Source organism: Streptomyces sp. PT12, assembly GCF_003311645.1.
Taxonomy (GTDB): Bacteria; Actinomycetota; Actinomycetes; order Streptomycetales; family Streptomycetaceae; genus Streptomyces.
Map to the genome: position 1 here is coordinate 1 of NZ_QEST01000171.1, position 19253 is coordinate 19253.

Annotated in this window: 11 protein-coding genes and 1 pseudogene; all 12 read left to right on the forward strand. The window is 74.1% G+C overall.

The features are described 5' to 3' along the window. The first annotated feature begins 474 nt into the window (after nucleotides 1-474). Nucleotides 475-1695 carry a helix-turn-helix domain-containing protein gene (locus DEH69_RS19095; RefSeq protein WP_113688208.1) on the forward strand — a complete coding sequence of 407 codons (1221 nt, stop codon included), beginning with the start codon at nucleotides 475-477 and terminating at the stop codon, nucleotides 1693-1695. A 109-nt stretch (nucleotides 1696-1804) separates the two neighbouring features. Next, nucleotides 1805-2344 (forward strand): hypothetical protein, encoded by a 540-nt coding sequence (locus DEH69_RS31090; RefSeq protein WP_147255694.1) that lies wholly within the window; start codon nucleotides 1805-1807, stop codon nucleotides 2342-2344. 110 nt (nucleotides 2345-2454) lie between these two features. Beyond that, nucleotides 2455-2745 carry a hypothetical protein gene (locus DEH69_RS19100; RefSeq protein WP_147255696.1) on the forward strand — a complete coding sequence of 97 codons (291 nt, stop codon included), beginning with the start codon at nucleotides 2455-2457 and terminating at the stop codon, nucleotides 2743-2745. Further along, on the forward strand, nucleotides 2742-3014 hold the full coding sequence (locus tag DEH69_RS19105; protein WP_181727499.1) for a hypothetical protein: 273 nt from the start codon (nucleotides 2742-2744) through the stop codon (nucleotides 3012-3014). The genes DEH69_RS19100 and DEH69_RS19105 overlap by 4 nt, the downstream gene beginning before the upstream one ends. 219 nt (nucleotides 3015-3233) lie before the next feature. Then, a complete protein-coding gene (locus DEH69_RS19110) occupies nucleotides 3234-3566 on the forward strand; it encodes a hypothetical protein (protein ID WP_113688210.1) in 333 nt (110 codons plus the stop codon). Beyond that, nucleotides 3563-3835, forward strand: coding sequence for a hypothetical protein (locus DEH69_RS19115; RefSeq protein WP_147255698.1), 273 nt, complete (start codon nucleotides 3563-3565; stop codon nucleotides 3833-3835). Before DEH69_RS19110 ends, DEH69_RS19115 begins: the two co-directional genes overlap by 4 nt. 527 nt (nucleotides 3836-4362) lie before the next feature. Beyond that, nucleotides 4363-4795 (forward strand): annotated as a pseudogene (locus DEH69_RS19120) (DUF4395 domain-containing protein). A gap of 321 nt (nucleotides 4796-5116) precedes the next feature. Next, a complete protein-coding gene (locus DEH69_RS19125) occupies nucleotides 5117-12292 on the forward strand; it encodes a type I polyketide synthase (protein ID WP_113688212.1) in 7176 nt (2391 codons plus the stop codon). Between the two features lie 5 nt (nucleotides 12293-12297). Beyond that, nucleotides 12298-16896 (forward strand): type I polyketide synthase, encoded by a 4599-nt coding sequence (locus DEH69_RS19130; protein ID WP_113688223.1) that lies wholly within the window; start codon nucleotides 12298-12300, stop codon nucleotides 16894-16896. Continuing rightward, on the forward strand, nucleotides 16893-17222 hold the full coding sequence (locus DEH69_RS19135; protein ID WP_113688213.1) for an acyl carrier protein: 330 nt from the start codon (nucleotides 16893-16895) through the stop codon (nucleotides 17220-17222). Before DEH69_RS19130 ends, DEH69_RS19135 begins: the two co-directional genes overlap by 4 nt. An 11-nt stretch (nucleotides 17223-17233) precedes the next feature. Next, entirely contained in the window at nucleotides 17234-18037 is an 804-nt protein-coding gene (locus DEH69_RS19140) for an alpha/beta fold hydrolase (protein ID WP_258534770.1), read from the forward strand. Next, nucleotides 18034-19221 carry a glycosyltransferase gene (locus tag DEH69_RS19145; protein WP_113688215.1) on the forward strand — a complete coding sequence of 396 codons (1188 nt, stop codon included), beginning with the start codon at nucleotides 18034-18036 and terminating at the stop codon, nucleotides 19219-19221. Before DEH69_RS19140 ends, DEH69_RS19145 begins: the two co-directional genes overlap by 4 nt. Nucleotides 19222-19253 lie beyond the last annotated feature (32 nt).

A 19253-nucleotide genomic window follows, 5' to 3' on the forward strand; every position in this document is an offset into this window, starting at 1 on the left:
ACGCGCGGTACTCGCGCGTCTCGTCCACCAGGCACTCGCCCACATCGAAGACGACAGCGTGGATCATGTACGTCAGCGTAGCGTTCCTGGGCCTGAAGAAACGCCCCGCCCGTGGCCCGACCCGGGTTCCCTTAATCGCCGAGGCTCGGGCTTCGCGCGCTTCTCGTGTTTGCTGTTGTCACCGCTGCCGACGGTGCGGTAGGCGGCGTGAGAATCCGGTTGCTGGTCCTCTCTCCCCGAGCTGACACTGACCAGACATGCCCAGTCTGGGCATGTCTGGTGAGCATCTGCTTGCGCCTCAGGGCAGGCAACCTGATTCCGGGCCGGAACAGAACGAACGAGCGGATGTCGCCGAACGAGCATTCCAGCACGAAGGCCCCGCCGCAGCGGGGCCGTTCGTTCACTGTCCCTGCCGTCGCTGGCGGGAGTACCGTTTCGAAGTGTCGAGGTCGAAACGGTTATCGCGAGGTCAGTATGCACGACCGCACTGATAAACATACTGGGGAGCGGATCAGAGAGCTTCGCGCGATCCGCGACTACAGCTTGGCTGAACTGGGGCGAAGGGCCCACGTGTCCACCAGCCAGCTCTCCCGCATCGAGAACGGAGACCAGCCCGCGTCGCCCAGCATCGTGGCCTCTGTCGCGCGAGCGCTGGGCGTCACCATCTCCGTGCTGCACGGACAGCCCTACATCCACATGTTGCAGCAAGACCAGTTGGACGCCCTGCTGACGCCGATCAGCAGCGCCCTGGACGCTTGGGACATCCCACCGGACGACGACGTTCAGCCCCGGACGCTGGATGAGGTCGCCGACCGGATCAAGGCCGTCTCGAAGAAGCGCGCCGCTGGCAAGTTCGGCGAAGTCGCCGAAGCCCTGCCCGAATTGATCACCGATGCCGCCGTCACCGTCCAGCGGCATGACACACCGGGGCGCGACCGCGAACGCGCCTACGCCATGCAGGCCGAGGTAGCTCGTACGACGGCGATCGTGGCCTACCGCCTCGGCTACATGGGGCTGGCCAGACTCGCGCTGGCCAAGATGGCCGCCGCCGCGCCACACTCCGGCGACCCCAGGCAAGTCGCGGTCGAACGGTACGAACGGGCGGTCATGACGCACGCGGAAGCTTCGCGAGCGGATCGCGGAGTCGCGCTGGTGCGCCAGGCGGTGCGCGACCTGGACGATGACGGCGAGCCCGCCACGCTGGCCGTGCGCGGCACACTCCTGCTGCGCGCGTCGGCCCTGTCCGCGGTCCAGAAGGACTATGCGGCCGCAGAGGATTGGCTGGGCCAGGCCAAGGAGGTGGCGGAACAGGCGGCCGAGGCCGATGCCGTCGCCGACCCGCCGGGCACCCGATACGCGCTCGCGTTCGGCGAGCTGAACGTGAAGCTCGGCGAAATCGACGTGGCCATGAACCGGAGCGAGCACGAGCACGCGCTTCGGGTGGCCCGGACGGTGCAGTGGCCGAACGCCTACCAGCCCACGCGGGTAGCCGGTTTCCTCATCCGCCGTGCCAGTGCCGAAGCGTGGACGGCGCGGCACGAGGAAGCCTTGGCATCACTCCGCAGGGCGAGAGAAACCGCAGCCCAGTTGACGCGCTACCACCCGGACGTGCACGAAACGGTGGGCGTGCTGCTGCGGGCACGCGCAAAGGCATCGCCTGAGCTGCGGGAATACGCCCAATGGAGCGGTGTGTAACCGCAGTCTGGCTATCTGTCAACCATCTGGCGTCCCTACCTTAGGGACGCCAGAGCCCTTTCGCGGCAGAAGGCTGTGACCGTCAGCAAGGACGGTCACTGGAGCCACCATGACGCCTACTTTCGATCTCACCGCGTCGATCCCTCCCGAGTGGATTCCCTCAGGCATGAACGGTCCCCTCGCCTTACCGTGTGGTCGCTGGTGGGATGCCGTTCAAGTGCCGTGCCTGGAAAGCATCAGCGCGTTCGTCCTGTTGGGGCGGATCGTCGGACCGGTCGTCGACGACCAGCGCGAGGGGCTTCACTGGTGGCTGATCCCTCCCGGCACCGCATCCGGATGGAACCTGCCGCACGTCGAAGTCCTTGGCGACAGCCGCGAGTTGTTGGTGCCCCCGGCGAACGCGCGCCCCGGAGCGCTGCTGTGGTGGGCCAGCCCGCCCGGGGGTCGATTGACCGATCCGGGCTTCCTCCATGCCGCATTGGTGACCGTCATCAAGGAAGCGCACACCGGTGGATACCGCTCCCCGGACTGCGCCCTCAGCCGTCACGCAATGTGCCGCCACGGTGCTGCACCACGCGACCTCGGATACGGCGTACGCGCCGAGGCGTGCAACTGCCCGTGCCACACCAGTGCGTGGGGCGCCCGGTGATTGCTCGGTGTGCGTCGTGCGGGACGACGATGCCGCCGTTGACGGTGGTGGCGGTGCACCATGCCGGGTCGGGGGGCGGGTGGGTCCACCGTGTGTGCCGGGGCTGCCTGGTGCGTGAGCGGCTGATCCCGTTCACCTTCCACCCGCTGCGCCACGACGGGACACGCCTGCCCTATCCGGAGGTCGTTCCGAGTGAACTGGTGGCGAGACTCTCGCCGTTGGGGGAGTCCTCCGTGCTGGCAGCCCCGATCGGACGGCTCCTGGTCGCCGTGGCCCGCACGAAAGACCGTACGCTCGACGCCGACCAGCTGCACGCGGCCCACGACGAGGCCCGCGCGGCCGTCGCGCGGCTGCGGGAAGCTGCCCGGCAGGGAAGCGGCACCGTTCGGGAGACGCGGTGAACGGCGCGATCGATCTCTCCCTCCGCGACCCCGACCACGGCAGGGACCAACCCGTCAACGGCCGCTGCTGGCTGGGCTGCGACCCCGAGACCCTTCAGCCGGTGGTCTGGATCGGGCCCGTCTCCATCGCAGGGCCGGAGGGGATCGCGACCGCGCCCGCCTACGCCTGCCCCCGGTGTGTGCGCCGCCTGTACGCCATGGCGCGGGCGGACGAGATCGAGCGCGACCGCCCGGCGTACCTGGCCGACCGCGCGCACCACCACCCCTGACCCCTGCCGTCACCTCTGAGGCCGCCCCACCGGAAAGGGTGCGCGGCGCGGGTGGCGGCAGGCCCAGGCCCGCCCGACCCGTCCCGCGGTCACGACCGGAGCGGGCGGCCAGTCCTTGTCCATCACGATGACATTCCGGAGTCCGCCATCCTCTGGCCATTCCTCTTCTCGCCCCCGCCCCACCGGCACGACGAGCGCCCGCGGAAGCGACATGCGGCGATGCCCGCGACGGATGTGCGACGCGTCGAGGTCACCCCGGCGTCCATCCTCACCGGGGACGTGCTCACCATTGGTGACCAGCACTTCAAGGTCTTGACGCGCACCCGCGTCCACGGCGGGATCAGGCTGGGGCTCACCTCGGGCGCCCTGTTCGTCATGTCCCACCGCACCACCCTCACCGTCTGGCGCGCCAACCCACCCGGCTTACGGCCCCGCTCCTTCTGGGAGACAGCCCTCCGCCCACCCCCGCCCACCCGGGCGGAGATCATCGCCCAGACCGCCGTCGGCTGCGCCCTCGTCATCACCATCGCCCTGGCGGTGATCGCGCGATGAACCCCACCGGGATGGTCGCGATCGAGATCACCGCAGCCACGGTCAGGGTCGGTGACCAACTGGTCGTCGGGGGACGGCCCTACACCGTGTGCGACATGAGCGCACTCGCCAGCGGCGGCAAACTCCTGCACTTCCACGGAGGCGAGTCCTTCCACATGGGCCGCTTCACCGTCCTGTGGGCCAGCCGCCACATCTCCCAGCTGCCGGGGTTCATCGCGCCGCGCGCCAGACGTTACGCGGAGACGCGGCGCCAGCGCGCTACCCGATAGCGAAGGGGTAAACGACCCTCAACCCACTGAACGCCGGGGCGAGCGGCCTTCGAGGCTTTACGCAGCCACGTTGGGGCGAGCCTCCGAGAGCGGGGCCCAATCGGGCTCAACCGCGGGCAGGCCAGAAGCCCGCCCGATCCGCTGGCCAGCGTACGGGCCCCCGCTCTCTCGCCCAAAGCCTCGAAGGCCGCCCGCGTGGACCAGCGCGGCCCACACCAAGCCAGGTCAGAGCCCTCGACCGGAACCACCCCTACGAAGATGTGACCCGGGGTGGAGCGCAAGGCGCCGGGTCGCAGCTCGTACGGCGGGGGCACCTCCCGGACGGAGTCCGGGGGACGTACTCGCGCGATCCGGTAACGCAGCGAGGCGCCGTGGCTGTCGTCGCGAGCCCGCGAGGATCCAGAAGACGGGCCCCGGCACCGCCGCGCCCACCACAAGGCCCGTCACGCTCACCCGAGCAACAGCGTTCACAAGACTGCAAAGTATTCCCCCGGTGCACGGCGGCCGTTTTGTTGGACGCTTGGACGATGGAGCTGGACACCAGGGGCCCGCGCTTCGGCGCCGCCGTCACCGCCGTGCTCCTCGCCGCCGCCCTTGTCACCGAGAGCGCCGGGCTGCTCGCCTGGCAGGCGCTGTGTTTCGCGGCGGGCGCGCTCCTCGGGGTGGGGCGATCGCCGTACGGCCTGCTGTTCCGCGCCGTCGTGCGCCCCGGGATCGGGCCGTCCACGGACCTGGAGCCGCCGGGGCCGCCGCGCTTCGCGCAGGGCGTCGGGCTCGCCTTCGCGCTGCTCGGGCTGGTCGGCCACCTCGGGGGCGCGTCGTGGCTCGCGGCGGCGGCCACGGGCTGCGCGAAGCGCGGCGGCGTTCCCCAACGCGGCGTTCCCCAACGCGGCGTTCGGCTACTGCCTCGGCTGCCAGCTCTACCTCCTGCTGCGCCGCGCCGCCCCCCTTTCCCGGTGAACTCGCCGCGCACGGACGGAGAACCGCCTCGTGTGATCTTGCCCACAGTCAGCGCTTACTATCCGATGCGGAGAGTTACGTGGGCATGACATGGGTGTCTCCACAGTGTTGTCACGCGGTGAAGGGGCCAAGAAGCCGCTGATCGACGCGGCGTGAGGGCGATTTGGCTGGTCAGCGGTGATGCGTGCGAGGCTCACACTGAGCAACGGCCGCTCGTCGGCAGTGTGTTGACCGTACTCGAACCATCCACGTTTACTGCCGTCGTCTGCCCCCACACGACACCTGGAGTCGAGAGCCCCCATGCGGATGCCACAGCCAGGCATGTCTTCTCCCCCCTCATCTCCCGGCCCCGTCGGTGCGCTCATCGCCGTCAACCCGCTGCACCGCCCCTCCCCTCGGCTCACCGCCGCGGCGGCCCGCGCGGGCGCCCTCGGGGTGCTCGAACTGCCCGTCGGCGACCCAGGCGCGGCGGCCGACGCGCTCGAGGTGACCGCGCGCTGGGCCGCGCGGCCCTTTGGCGTCCGCGTCCGCCCCGGCGCCGCCGTGCCCGACGCCGAGCTGCCCGCCCTCGCCGAGACGGTGCTGCTCGCCGACCCCGGCGCCTCGCCCGCCGCGTTCCCAGGGCGGCGCGTGCTCGTGGAGGTCACCGAGCCCGCCGCGGCGCGCAGGGCGGTCGCCGAAGGCGCCGCGGGGCTGATCGTGCGCGGCACGGAGTGCGGCGGCCGGTCGGGCGAGTTGAGCACCTTTGTGTTGCTCCAGCGGGTCCTCGCCGACCCCGAGGTCACCGTCCCCGTCTGGGCGTGCGGCGGCATAGGCCCGCACACCGCGGTGGCCGCCGTGGTCGGCGGCGCGGCCGGGGTCGTCATCGACACGCAGCTCGCCCTGCTCCCCGAGGCCGAGGCGCCCCTCGACGTCGCCGAGACCCTGGCCGGGCTCGACGGCTCAGAGACGGTGCGCCACCACGGGCTGCGGGTGCTGCGCCGCCGTGGCCCAGGCGCGCCCGAACTCCCTGCCGACCGCGCCTCGTTCGAGGCCATGGTCGGCCCTGATCTACGCGCGCAGCTGCTTCCCGTGGGCCAGGACGCCTTTCTCGCCGCCACGTTCGCCCGCCGCTGGGGCACCGTCGCCGAGGTGGTGCGCGGCCTCAACGCCGCGCTGCGCGAGGCCGTCGCCGACGACACGGCCGCCGCGCCCCTGGAGCCCGGCTCGTCCATGGCCCGCGTCCTTGGCACCCGACTCGCCGTCGCCCAGGGCCCGATGACCCGGGTCAGCGACCAGCCCGCGTTCGCCGCCGAGGTCGCGGGCGCGGGAGGGCTGCCGTTCCTCGCCCTGGCCCTGTCGGACGCCGAGCGGACCGCCGCCCTCCTCGACGCCACCAGGGACGCGCTCGGCGACGCGCCGTGGGGCGTGGGGATCCTCGGGTTCGCCGACGAGGAGATCCGCACCGCCCAGCTCGACGTCGTGCGCCGGATCCGCCCCAGCCACGCCATCGTCGCGGGCGGCCGCCCCGCCCAGGCCGCGGCGCTCGAGGCCGAGGGCATCACGACGTTCCTGCATGTGCCGTCGCCGGGGCTGCTGCGGCAGTTCCTCGACGCCGGGGCGCGGAAGTTCATCTTCGAGGGCGCTGAGTGCGGCGGCCACGTCGGGCCGCGCAACAGCTTCCCGCTGTGGGAGGCCCAGGCCGCCGTCCTGCTCGACTTCATCGCCGAACACCCCGCCGCGGCCCGCGACATCGCCGTTCTCCTCGCGGGCGGCGTGCACGACGAGCGCTCGGCCGCCATGACCGCCGCCCTCGCCGCCCCGCTGACCGCGGCGGGCTGCGCGACCGGCGTCCTCATGGGCACCGCCTACCTGTTCACCGAGGAGGCCGTCCGCGCGGGCGCCATCACCCCGGGGTTCCAGCGGCGGATCGCCGAGGCCGAGGAGACGGACCTCCTGGAGACCGCCCCAGGGCACGCGACCCGCTGCGCGCGCAGCCCGTTCAGCGACGACTTCGCCGCGCTCAAGGAGCGGCTGCGCGCCGATGGCGTGCCCGACCGCGAGGCGTGGGAACGGCTCGAACGCTTCAACGTCGGCCGACTGCGGCTGGCCAGCAAGGGCATCGAGCGCGTCGGCGACGAGCTGCGCGCGGTGGACGAGCAACGCCAGGCCGCCGAGGGCATGTTCATGGCCGGTGAGGTCGTCACGCTGCGCTCCGACGTGACGACCCTGGACGCGCTGCACGCCGCGGTCTCCGACGGCGCCGCCGCCCTGCTGCGCGACCGCGCCGCCGAGCTGCGCGACGCCCTCGGCCTCGGCGCGCCGGAGCACGAGCCCGCGCCCGAGCCGCTGCGGATCGCCGTCGTCGGCATGGCCTGCATGTTCCCTGGGGCCCCCGACCTGGCGGCGTTCTGGTCCAACGTGGTGGCGGGCAAGGACTGCGTCACCGAGGTGCCCACCGAGCGCTGGGACCCCGCGCTCTACTACGCGCCCGATGGCGACGGCGAGCGCACCCCGTCCCGCTGGGGCGGCTTCCTGCCGCGGATACCGTTCGACCCGCTGGCCTACGGCATACCGCCCGCCTCCCTCGGCAGTATCGAGCCGGTGCAGCTCCTCGCGCTCGAGGCCGCCCACCGGGCCCTGGCCGACGCCGGATACGCCGGGCCTGGGACCGACCACCGCCGCACCTCCGTGATCTTCGGCGCCGAGGCGGGCAGCGACCTGTCCAACGCCAGCGTGCTGCGTACCGTGCTGCCCTCCTACGTCGGCGAGCTGCCCGAGGCCCTTGAGGCGCAGCTGCCCAGGCTCACCGAGGACTCCTTCCCCGGCATGCTGGCCAACGTCATCGCGGGCCGCGTCGCCAACCGCCTCAACCTCGGCGGCGCCAACTACACCGTGGACGCCGCCTGCGCCTCGTCGCTGACCGCGGTCGACGCGGCCTGTAAGGAGCTGACGAGCGGCACGAGCGACCTGGTCCTGTGCGGCGGCGCCGACCTGCACAACGGCATCAACGACTACCTGCTGTTCTCCTCCGTCCACGCCCTCTCGCCCTCGGGCCGCTCCGCCACGTTCGACGAGAGCGCCGACGGCATCGCGCTGGGCGAGGGCGTCGCGTGTGTCGCGCTCAAGCGGCTGGCCGACGCCGAGCGGGACGGCGACCGGATCTACGCCGTGATCGACGGCGTCGGCAGCGCGAGCGACGGCCGCGCCCTCGGGCTGACCGCGCCCCGTCCCGAGGGCCAGCGCGCCGCGCTGACCCGCGCCTACCGCAACGCCCGCGTCTCGCCCGCCGAGGTGGGCCTCGTCGAGGCGCACGGCACCGGCACCGTCGTCGGCGACCGCACCGAACTCGCCACCATCACCGAGGTGTTCGACGAGGCGGGCGCCGCGCCCGGGTCCTGCGCGATCGGCTCGGTCAAGTCGCAGATCGGGCACACCAAGTGCGCCGCTGGCCTCGCCGGGCTCATCAAGGCCGTCCTCGCGGTCCACCACGGCGTCAAGCCGCCCACGCTGCACCTCTCGCGGCCCAACAAGGCGTGGGACCCCGAGCGCAGCCCGTTCGTGTTCCACACCGCCGCCAGGCCCTGGGCCGCGCCCGCGGAGCAACGCGTCGCGGGGGTCAGCGCGTTCGGATTCGGCGGCACCAACTTTCACGTCGTGCTACGCGCGTACACCAGCGCACCATCCGCACAGGCCCTCCAGGAGTGGCCCGCTGAGCTGTTCACCTTCAGGGGCAGGGACGCCGCGGCGGCCAGGCGCGCGGCCGGTGCCCTGCTCGGCCTCGTGGAACGCGGGGGCGATCACCCGCTCCGGGACTACGCGCGTCACGCGGCGCGCCACTGTGACCTCGCGGCCCTGCGCGGCGAGCCCGTGCGCATCGCGCTCGTCGCCCCGTCGACGGCCGAGCTGCCGGGGCTGCTGCGCCGCGCCGCCGACGGCGAACACGCCCCGGCTGACGGCCTTTTCGCCGCCGATGGCGACCCGGTCAACGGCGAGGTCGCCGATGGCGCGCTGGCGTTTCTCTTCCCCGGGCAGGGCAGCCAGCGCCCCGGCATGCTCGCCGAGCTGCTTGTGGCCTTCCCCGAGGTCCAACGCCACCTCCAGCTCGGCGCCAGGTGGGCCGACGCCCTCTACCCGCCCGCCGCGTTCGACCCGGCCGCGGGCGCCCGCCAGTCGGCCAGGCTCACGGACACCGCCGTGGCTCAACCCGCGCTTGGCATCGTTGAGTTGGCCGCCGCCGAGCTGCTGGCCTCCGTCGGGATCCGCCCCGACATGACGGCGGGCCACAGCTATGGCGAGCTGGTCGCCCTCGGCGTCGCCGGGGCGCTGGCCCCCGGCGCGGTGCTGGCCGCGAGCGCCGCGCGCGGCGCCGCCATCGTGGACCAGGTCCGCGAGGGCGACCCTGGCGCGATGGCCGCGATCAACGACACGCCCGAGCGGATCGTCGAGGTGCTGCGGGCCGCGGGCCTTGAGGGCGACGTGGTCACCGCCAACCACAACGGCCCACGCCAGACGGTCATCTCGGGCCCCACGGAACGCGTCGCCGCGGCCGTCGAGCGGCTGAAGGAGGCCGGGTGCTCCGCCAAGCCCCTCCGGGTCTCCTGCGCGTTCCACAGCCCCGTGGTCGCCGGGGCGGGTGAGGCGTTCGCGGCCCACCTCGCCTCGCTGCCCGTGCGGGCGCCCTCGGTCCAGGTCTGGGCCAACCGCACCGCCGAGCCCTACCCGGCCGACGCGGACGCCGTGCGCCGCGGGCTGGCCGACGGCATCGCGGCCCCCGTCAGGTTCGCCGAGCAGATCGAGGCCATGTACGCGGCGGGCGCCCGGGTGTTCGCCGAGGTCGGCCCCGGCAGGGCGCTCAGCGGACTGGTGGAAGACGTGCTCGGCGACCGCCCGCACCGCACCGTCGCGCTCGGCGCGGGCCGCGGCGCCGGGCTGCACGCCTTCCTCACCGCGCTCGCCCAACTCGCCGTCGCCGGGGTGGATCTGCGGGCGGGCGCGCTCTTCCGCGGCCGCCCCACGGGCGACCCCGAGGCCGCGCCCGCGCGCCGCCCCGGATGGAGTGTGGACGGCCACCTCGTCCGCCGCGCCGACGGCACCCTCCAGCCGGGAGCCCTGAGTCCCCCTCGTCTCGTCAGGGAGTTGATCGTGTCCCAGCAGTCCCTCCACAACGGCGCGGGTGCCTCGGGCCCCGACGCCCTGATCGCCGAATTCCTGCGCAGCAGCAGGGACATGGTGACCGCGCAGCGCGATGTGCTGCTGCGCTACCTGGGCGCCACCGATGTCGCGCTCTCCGCCCCCGTGGCCCCGGTGGCGCCCGTGGCGCCCCTGGCCGCCGCGCCCGCGCTGCCCGCGGCACCCGCCGTCGCCGTCGCCGCCGCCGCGCCCACGCCCACGTCCGTGCCCGCCGCCGCGCCGTCGAGCGATGTCTCCGTCCTTGACGTGGTGCGTGGGGTGTTGGCGGAGCGGACGGGTTATCCGGTGGAGATGATCGAGCCGGATCTGGATCTTGAGGCTGACTTGAGTGTGGATTCGATCAAGCGGGCTGAGATTGCTGGGGAGTTGGCGCGGCGTTTGGGTTTGTCGGTGGATGCGGGTGCGGATGTGGAGGAGTTGAGCGCCGCGCGCACCGCCGCGAACATCGCCGAGCTGGTCGCCGGGCGCCTGGGCGGAACGGCCACCGCCGCCGCGCCCACGCCCACGTCCGTGCCCGCTGCCGCGCCGTCGAGCGACGTTCCCGTCCTTGACGTGGTGCGTGGGGTGTTGGCGGAGCGGACGGGTTATCCGGTGGAGATGATCGAGCCGGATCTGGATCTTGAGGCTGACTTGAGTGTGGATTCGATCAAGCGGGCTGAGATTGCTGGGGAGTTGGCGCGGCGTTTGGGTTTGTCGGTGGATGCGGGTGCGGATGTCGAGGAGTTGAGCGCCGCGCGCACCGCCGCGAACATCGCCGAGCTGGTGACCGCCCGCCTCGCCGGAACGGCCACCGCCACGCCCGAGCCCGCCCCCACCGCCGCGGCCCCCGCGGCACCCGAGCAGGCGCCCGACGCACTGGTCGTGCCCCCGCAGCGGCTCGTCTTCGCCGACGAGGAGCTGACCTCGCCCCCCACGCCGCTCGCCACGGGCACCGCCGTGCTGCTCATCGGCGAAGGCCCCCTCGCCAACACCGTCTCCGAACGCCTCACCGGCGCGGGCGCCACCGTCACCGCCGCCCCGATCGACCGCCTGCCCGAGCGGCCCGCTGACACCGTGATCTGGCTGGCCACCGGGGCCACCGGGGCGGCCGACGACGTCGACGCCCAGGGCGAACGCGCCCCGCTGCCCGACGCGTTCCCCGCCCTGAAGACCCTGCTCGCCGCCGCGCCCATCCGGCTGCTCGCCGTCGAGCGCCGCACCACGGGCGCCGCCACCGGGCTGCGCGGCTTCTTCCGCAGCGTCGCCCGCGAGTACCCCGACGTGCGCGCGGGCGTCCTCGAGGTCCCCGCAGACGCCACGCCCGACGCGGTCGCCGACGCGGTTGTCACCGAGCTCGGCACCCCGGGCGACGAGCCCGTCGTGCTGACCGACGGCACGACCCGCCGCGCCCCGCGCCTCGTCCTTGGCGACCTGGGCCCGCTGGCCGCCACAGGCGCTGGCCCCGCCGGGGACGGCGCCGCCGAGGCGGCCGCCGCGGGGCTCGACCGCGACGCGGTGCTGCTGCTGGTCGGCGGCGCCCGCGGCATCACCGCCAGGTTCGCCGCCGCCGTGGCCTCGGCCGCCCGCTGCCGGATCGAGCTGGTCGGCCGCACCCCCGAGCCCGAGGCCGAGGAGGGGCCCGCCATCGCCGCGGCCACCACGCGGGCCGCGCTGCGCTCCGCGTTCCTCGATGCCGGGCTGACCTCGCCCGCCGCGATCGAGCGCAGGGTCTCGGCCGTGCTCGCGGGGCGCGAGGTGCGCGGCACGCTGGAACGCCTCAACGCCCTTGGCGCGACCGCGCGTTACGCCTCCGTCGACGTGCTCGACGCCGAGGCGGTCCGCGCCGCGGTCAAGGACGTCCACGCCCGGCACGGCCGCCTCGACGGTGTCGTCTACGCGGCCGGGGTGATCGAGGACAAGCTGATCGCCGAGAAGGCGCCCGAGTCGTTCCGCAGGGTCTTCGCCACCAAGGCCGAAGGCGCCAGGGTGCTGCTCGACGCCGTGGACGAGCTGCCCGAAGGGCCGCGGTTCGCCGTGCTGTTCGGCAGCATCGCGGGCGCGCTCGGCAATCGCGGCCAGTCCGACTACGCCGCCGCGAACGACGCCCTCGAGGAGCTGGGCCGCCGCTGGTCGACGCCGGAGCGCCGTGGACTGACCGTGCACTGGGGCCCCTGGGCCGCGGCCGAGACGAACGGCGGCATGGTGACGCCCGAGCTGATGCGCTCCTACGCCGCCCGCGGGATCAAGCTGATCGACCCGGAGGAGGGCCCGTTGAGCCTGCTCCGCGAGCTGGCCTGGGGAGCGCACGACGCGCACGCGGTCGTCCTCGCCGCCTCGGGGTGGTGACCGCGATGACCACGGTGACCGCCCTCTCGCCGGTCGCCATCGTCGGCATGGCCGTCTTCCTGCCTGGCGCCCGCGACCTCGACACCTACTGGCACAACATCCGCACCGGCGTCGACGCGATCAGCGACGTGCCCGAGGGGCGCTGGGACGAGGAGTTCTACGCGCCGTCGGGGCCGCCGCGGGCCGACCGGGTGTACTGCCGCCGCGGCGGATTCGTCGACGGCGACGCGGAGTTCGACCTCACGCGGTTCGGCATCATGCCCACCTCGGTGCCGGGGGCCGAGCCCGACCAGCTCATCGCGCTCCAGGTGGCCCACCAGGCCATCGAGGACGCCGGGGGCGGCGCGGCGCTGCCCGGCGACCGGGAGCGCGTCGGCGTCGTCCTCGGCCGCGGCGGCTATCTCACCCCAGGGCTGGTCAGGCTCGACCAGCGGGTCCGCACCGCCAACCAGGTCGTGCGCACTCTGCGCGAGCTGATGCCCGAGCTCGACGGTGAGCGGCTGGAACAGGTGCGGGCGGCGTTCGCCGACCAACTCGGGCCCGAGCGCCCCGAGAACGCCATCGGCCTCGTCCCCAACCTGGCCGCGTCCCGCCTCGCCAACCGTCTCGACCTGCGGGGCCCCGCCTACACCGTCGACGCCGCGTGCGCGTCCTCGCTCGTGGCCGTGGACCACGCGGTGCGCGAACTCGCCGCGGGGCGCTGCGACCTGATGCTCGCGGGCGGCGTGCACCACTGCCACGACATCACGCTGTGGAGCGTCTTCAACCAGCTGGGCGCGCTCTCCCCGACCCAGCGCATCAGGCCGCTGCACCGCGACGCGGACGGCGTGCTCATCGGCGAGGGCACGGGCGTCGCGGTGCTCAAGCGGCTCGCCGACGCCGAACGGGACGGTGACCGCGTCTACGCCGTCGTCACCGGCACGGGGGTGGCCAGCGACGGGCGCTCGGCCAGCCTGTTCAACCCCGACCCCGGGGGGCAGGTGCGGGCCGTCAGGCAGGCGTGGCAGGCCGCGGGCCTCGACCCGCGGGCCGAGGACGCCATCGGGCTGATCGAGGCCCACGGCACCGCGACCCCCGCGGGTGACCGGGCCGAACTCACCACGCTCGCTGAGGTGTTCGGGCCCCGCGCCGGGGAGCCCGCCGCCATCGGCTCGGTGAAGTCGATGATCGGCCACACCATGCCAGCGGCCGGGATCGCCGGTCTTGTCAAGGCGGCCCTCGCGCTCCACCACGAGGTCCTGCCGCCCACCCTGCACTGCGACGACCCGCACCCGGCGCTCGCCGACACGCGGTTCGCGCCCCTGGCCGAGGCCAGGCCGTGGGCCGCCCCCGAGAGCGGCGCCCCCCGCAGGGCGGGCGTCAACGCGTTCGGCTTCGGCGGCATCAACGCCCATGTGGTGCTCGAACGGCCCGCCTCCGCACCGTCGTTCACCGCGGCCCTGCCGGTGAACGGCCCGCGCGCCGCCGCGCCCGCCACCGCGAAGGTCACCGTCTCCGAGCCCGAGCGCGTCCTGCGGCTCGCCGCCCGCACCCCCGAGGAGCTTGCGGCCCAACTCGCCGCCGAGGACTCGGCGTTGCTCACCGCTGGCCTCGACGAGCGGCACCCGCAGGCGCCACCGGTCCGCCTCGGCATCGTCGACCCCACGGCCCGCCGCCTCGCGCTCGCCCGCAGGGCCGTCGCCAAGGGCGCGCCCTGGCAGGGCCGCAGCGACGTGTGGTTCAGCCCCCGGCCCCAACTCGGTGAGGCGGGCGGGCTCACCGCGTTTGTCTTCCCCGGCCTCGAGGCCGAGTTCACCCCGCGCGCCGCCGAGCTGGCCGCCGCGTTCGGGCTCGACTGGCCGCTGGGCGGCGACGTCCGCGTGGGCGACGTCGGCCGCCATGGCGCCGCCGTCTTCCAGCTGGGGCGGCTGCTCGACACCGCGCTGCGCGGGCTCGGCGTGCGGCCCGACGCGGTCGCGGGGCACAGCGTGGGCGAGTGGACGGCGATGGCCGCGGGCGGCATCCACAGCGCGGCCGAAGTGGACGCGTTCCTCGCGGGGTTCGACCCTGACGCGCTGCGCGTGCCGGGCGCCGCGTTCGCCGTGCTCGGCATGCCCGCGGAGCGCGTCACCGCCGAGCTCGCCGGACGCGACGACGTGGTGCTCTCCCACGACAACGCGCCCAACCAGTCGATGATCTGCGGCCCCGAGGCCGCCGTCGAGGAGATCGTGCTGCGGCTGCGCGCGCGGGGCGTGATCGGGCAGATCCTGCCGTTCAGCTCGGGGTTCCACACCCCGATGCTCGCGCCCTACCTCGACCCGATCCGCAAGGCCGCCGAGCGCTACACACTGCATGTGCCGACCACCCCCGTCTGGTCGGCCACCATCGCCGCGCCCTTCCCCGCCCGCCCCGATGAGGTGCGGGAGCTGTTTGTGCGGCACCTGCTCGAACCCGTGCGGTTCAGGGAGCTGATCGAGGCGATGCACGGCGCGGGGTTCCGCGCGTTCATCCAGCTGGGCGCGGGCCAGCTCGGCTCGCTCATCGACGACACCCTCGCGGGCCGCGACCGGCTCGTGGTCTCCGCGCACGCGGGGGTGCGCGACAGCCTGGCGCAGCTGCGCAGGGTGGCCACCGCGCTGTGGGCCAACGGCGCGTCCCCCGATGTGACGCCCCTGCTCACCGCGGGCCGAAGGGCCGAGGCGGCGAAGGCACCCGCCCCCGCGGCCAGGCCCGTGCCCACCGTGAAGCTCGACCTCGGCGGCGCCCTGGTGTCGCTGCCGCAACGCGCCCGCTCCGCGCTGGCCCTCGCGCGCCCCGCACCGGGGAACGGCACCGGGGCGCTCGACCAGCTCGGGCGCGTGGGCGCGAGGTTCCCTGTGGCCGCCGAGCTGGCCGCGCTGCTGCACGAGACGGCGACCACCGCCGTCGACCTGATCAACGCCCCGGCCGCGCCCCGCACCGCGACCGCCGTGACCGCATCGACCGCCGCGACCGCCGTGACCGCATCGACCGCCGTCCCCGCCGTGCCCGTGCCGCCCGGCGTCCCCCTGCCGCCCCCCGCGCCCACCAGGGCGCCCGAGCCCGCGCCGCCCGCCGTTCCGCCAAGCCTGCGGATCGACGTGGCGACCATGCCCTACCTGCTCGACCACTGCTTCTTCCGCCAGCGCCCCGACTGGCCCGACGACGCCGACCGCTGGCCGGTGGTGCCCGCCACCACCGTGCTCACCCACCTGATGGACCTGGCCGAACGCGCCACCCCAGGCCGCCGCGCGGTGGCCGTGCACGAGGTCAGGCTGCTGAAGTGGATCGAGGCGATCCCGGCGCACGACGTGCCGGTCACCGTCAGGCCGCTCGGCCCCGACCGGGTGGAGGTCTCCCTCGAGGGCGCCTCGCGCGCCGAGGTCTCGCTGGCCCCCGACTACCCAAGGGCGCCCGCGCGTTGGGCGATCGACCCGGCGGGAGAGCGCGTTCCCGAGCTGGCCGCCAGGCAGCTCTACGACGAGCGCTGGATGTTCCACGGCCCCCGCTTCCAGGGCGTCACCGAGCTGACCGCGATCGGCGAACGCCACGTCAGGGGCGTCATCACCGCGCCGGGCGCGCCCGGCGCGCTGCTGGACAACGTCGGCCAGCTCCTCGGCTACTGGATCATGGCCAGCCACACCGAGCGCACCACCGTCTTCCCCGTGGGCATGAGCGAGATCCGCTTCCACGGCCCCGAACCGGCCGCGGGGGAGCGCCTGGCCTGCCACATCAGGATCACCGAGCTGACCGAAGGCGCGCTGAGCGCCGACATGCAGCTCACCCACGAGGGCCGCGTATGGGCGGAGATCAACGGCTGGCGCGACCGCCGCTTCGACACCGACCCCGGCATCCGCGCCGTGGACCGCTTCCCCGACCGGCACACGCTCTCCACGCGCACCCCCGAAGGCTGGGCGCTGGTCCACGAGCGGTGGCCCGACCTGGCCACGCGCGAGCTGCTGATGCGCAACGTCCTCGGCGGCGCCGAGCGCGCCGCCTACACGGGGCTGACCCCGCTGCGCCGCCGCCAGTGGCTGCTCGGCCGGATCGCCGCCAAGGACGCCGCACGCGACCTGCTGTGGTCCGAGGGCGAGGGGCCCATCTACCCGGCCGAGATCGTGGTCGGCAACGACGACGCGGGACGCCCCGTGCTGCGCGGCGAACACGGCCGCGACATCGGGGCGTTGACGGTGTCCATCGCGCACAGCCGCGAGGCGGGCGCGGCCATCGCCAGGCGGGGCCCGTGCGGCATCGACATCGAGGAGATCACCGAACGGCCGCGTTCCGCCGTCGAGGCCGCCTGCGGCCCCGAGGAACGGGCGCTGCTCGACGAGCTGTCGGCCGCGTCGCCCGGGTCCGCGGCCGAGTGGTTCACGCGGTTCTGGGCCGCCAAGGAGGCCGTCGCCAAGGCCAGGGGCAGCGGCCTCGGCGGCCGCCCCGACGCCTTCAGGGTGCGGGCGGCCGAGCCGGAGCGCCTGCTGGTGACGGTGGGCGGCCAGGCCCACGACGTCAGGGTGTCGCGGGTCACCAACCCACCGGGACTGCCGGAGCGCGCCTATGTGGTCGCGTGGACGGCGGGGGACGAGACGACAGGAGAAGAAGGATGACCACCGAGATCAGCACGGAGATCAGCTCGCCCGAGGCCGAGCCTGGCGCGGTCCTCGCCGACATCACTGGCATGCTGCTGACGCTGCTCGACGAGTACGGCCTCGACGCCGCCGAGATCAGCAGGGAGACCACGTTCCACGGCGACCTGGAGCTGGAGAGCATCGACCTGGTGACGCTCTCGGGCGCCCTGCGCGAACGGTACGGCGACCGCGTCAACTTCGCCGACTTCATCGCCGACCTGGAGCTTGACGAGATCATCGAGCTGACCATCGGCCAGCTCGTCGACCACGTGGTGGCGTCGCTGCGCGCCACCGAGCGGAGCTGATCACCATGGCCATGATCCACACCGGCGCCATCACCACCCACGCCCAGACGCTGCCCGCGCGCACCCGCCCCGACGAGGGCGGCGAGCCGCCCGTGGTGGTCTTCGTCCACGGCCTGCTCACCGACTCGCTGGCCAGCTACTACTTCACGCTCGGCCCGGCGTTCGCCTCCGCTGGCATCGACGTGGTCATGTACGACCTGCGGGGCCACGGGCGCAGCGAACGGCCGCGCGGCGGCTACCGCATCGAGTCGTTCGTGGACGACCTGGTGGGGCTGCTCGACGGGCTCGACGAGCGCCGCCCCGTCCATGTCGTGGGCAACTCCTTCGGCGGCAGCATCGCCGCTGGCCTTGCCGCGTGGCACCCCGAACGGGTCGCCACCGTCGCCATGATCGAGGCCGAGCCGCCCGTCGCGCTGTGGACCCGGCACATGGCCGACGGGCTGTCCGACGCCAAGCGGCAGCTCGCCAGGGAGGAGGCGATCGGCTGGATCGCGGCGAACCACGGCGCCCACACCGCCCGCCTCTCGCGCGGCGCGAGCAGGATCCTCCAGACCACCACGCTCGCCGAAGACATCCCCGCGAGCCGCGTCATCGACGACGACCTCAGCGGGCTCGCCTGCCCCGTGCTCGCCATCTTCGGCGACGAGTCGGGGCTCGCCGCCCAGGTGCCCGAGCTTGAGGCCAAGCTGCCGCGCTGCCGCACCGTGGTGCTGCCCGAGCAGGGCCACTCGGTCCTGGTAGAGCGCACCGAGGAGACCCGCGAGCTGCTGCTCGGCTGGGTGCGGGAGCACAGCCTCGCCGGGGCCGAACGGTGACCCGCTTCCTCTTTGTCGTCCCCCCGCTGGTCGGCCACATCAACCCCCTGGTGGGCGTCGCGGGCGAGCTGGCCCGCCGCGGCCACCGGGTGGCATGGGCCGGGCACGAGGACCAACTCGCCGCGCTGGCGGGCCAGGAGGCCACCGTGTTCGCCTGCGCGGTCCCGAGCGCCGAGCTGACGCGGCCCCCCGAGCTGACGGGGCCCGCCGCGTTCCGCTTCCTGTGGGACGAGGTGTTTGTGCCGCTCGCCCATGTGATGGCGCCGGGCGTCGACGCGGCGATCGGGGCGTTTGAGCCCGATGTGGTGGTCACCGACCAGCACGCCCTGGCCGGGGCGCTGCTCGCCGAGCGCCACGGCATCCCGTATGTCACATCGGCCAGCACATCGGCCGAGGTGGTGGACCCGCTGGCCGGGATGCCACGCGTGGCCGCCTGGCTCACCGGCCTGCTCGACGAGCTGCGCGCCAGGCACGGCGACCCCGACGCCACGGGCGACCCGCGGTTCTCGCCGCACGGGATCATCGCGTTCACCGGGCCCGAACTCGTGGGCGACGCGACCGAACGCCACCCGGGGCTGCGCCTGGTCGGGCCCTCGATCGCGCCGAGGCCAGGCGCTTCCGACTTCCCCTACGACCGCATCGAGCCGGGCCGCCGCACCGTGCTTGTCACCCTCGGCACCGCCAACGCCGACGCCGGGGCGCGCTTCCTCGCGGTGGCGGCCAACGCCCTCGCGGGCCTCGGCGACCGGGTGTTCGGCATCGTCGTCGACCCAGGAGGCGTGCTCACCGCCCCGCCACCCGGGGTGCTCGTGCTGCCGCATGTGCCCCAACTCGAGCTGCTGGCCAGGGGCGTTGACGCGGTCGTGTGCCACGGCGGCCACAACACCGTGTGCGAGTCGCTGTGGCACGGCGTCCCGCTGGTCCTCGCCCCGATACGCGACGACCAGCCGCTCGTGGCGGGCCAGGTCGTCGCCGCCGGCGCGGGCGTGCGGGTGAGGTTCGGGCGGGTGGACACCGCGAGGCTCACCGCCGCGATCGAGGCCGTGCTCGACCCCGAGGGCGGCCACAGGGCCGCCGCGGAGGCGGTCGGCCGCTCCTTCCGTGCGCTGGGCGGCGCACGGGCCGCCGCCGACCTGCTGACCGAGGTCGCCACCGCTCCGCGCCCCGTGTCCACGCCCGCCTGACCACCCGTCACCGTCCGCCCGCCTGACCACCC

Bases quoted from the DNA above. Each gene is read 5' to 3' on its own strand.
- DEH69_RS31090 (WP_147255694.1), top strand. From the start codon at position 1,805: ATGACGCCTACTTTCGATCTCACCGCGTCGATCCCTCCCGAGTGGATT.
- DEH69_RS19135 (WP_113688213.1), top strand. From the start codon at position 16,893: ATGACCACCGAGATCAGCACGGAGATCAGCTCGCCCGAGGCCGAGCCT.
- DEH69_RS19095 (WP_113688208.1), top strand. From the start codon at position 475: ATGCACGACCGCACTGATAAACATACTGGGGAGCGGATCAGAGAGCTT.
- DEH69_RS19125 (WP_113688212.1), top strand. From the start codon at position 5,117: ATGTCTTCTCCCCCCTCATCTCCCGGCCCCGTCGGTGCGCTCATCGCC.
- DEH69_RS19110 (WP_113688210.1), top strand. From the start codon at position 3,234: ATGCCCGCGACGGATGTGCGACGCGTCGAGGTCACCCCGGCGTCCATC.
- DEH69_RS19115 (WP_147255698.1), top strand. From the start codon at position 3,563: ATGAACCCCACCGGGATGGTCGCGATCGAGATCACCGCAGCCACGGTC.
- DEH69_RS19130 (WP_113688223.1), top strand. From the start codon at position 12,298: ATGACCACGGTGACCGCCCTCTCGCCGGTCGCCATCGTCGGCATGGCC.
- DEH69_RS19140 (WP_258534770.1), top strand. From the start codon at position 17,234: ATGATCCACACCGGCGCCATCACCACCCACGCCCAGACGCTGCCCGCG.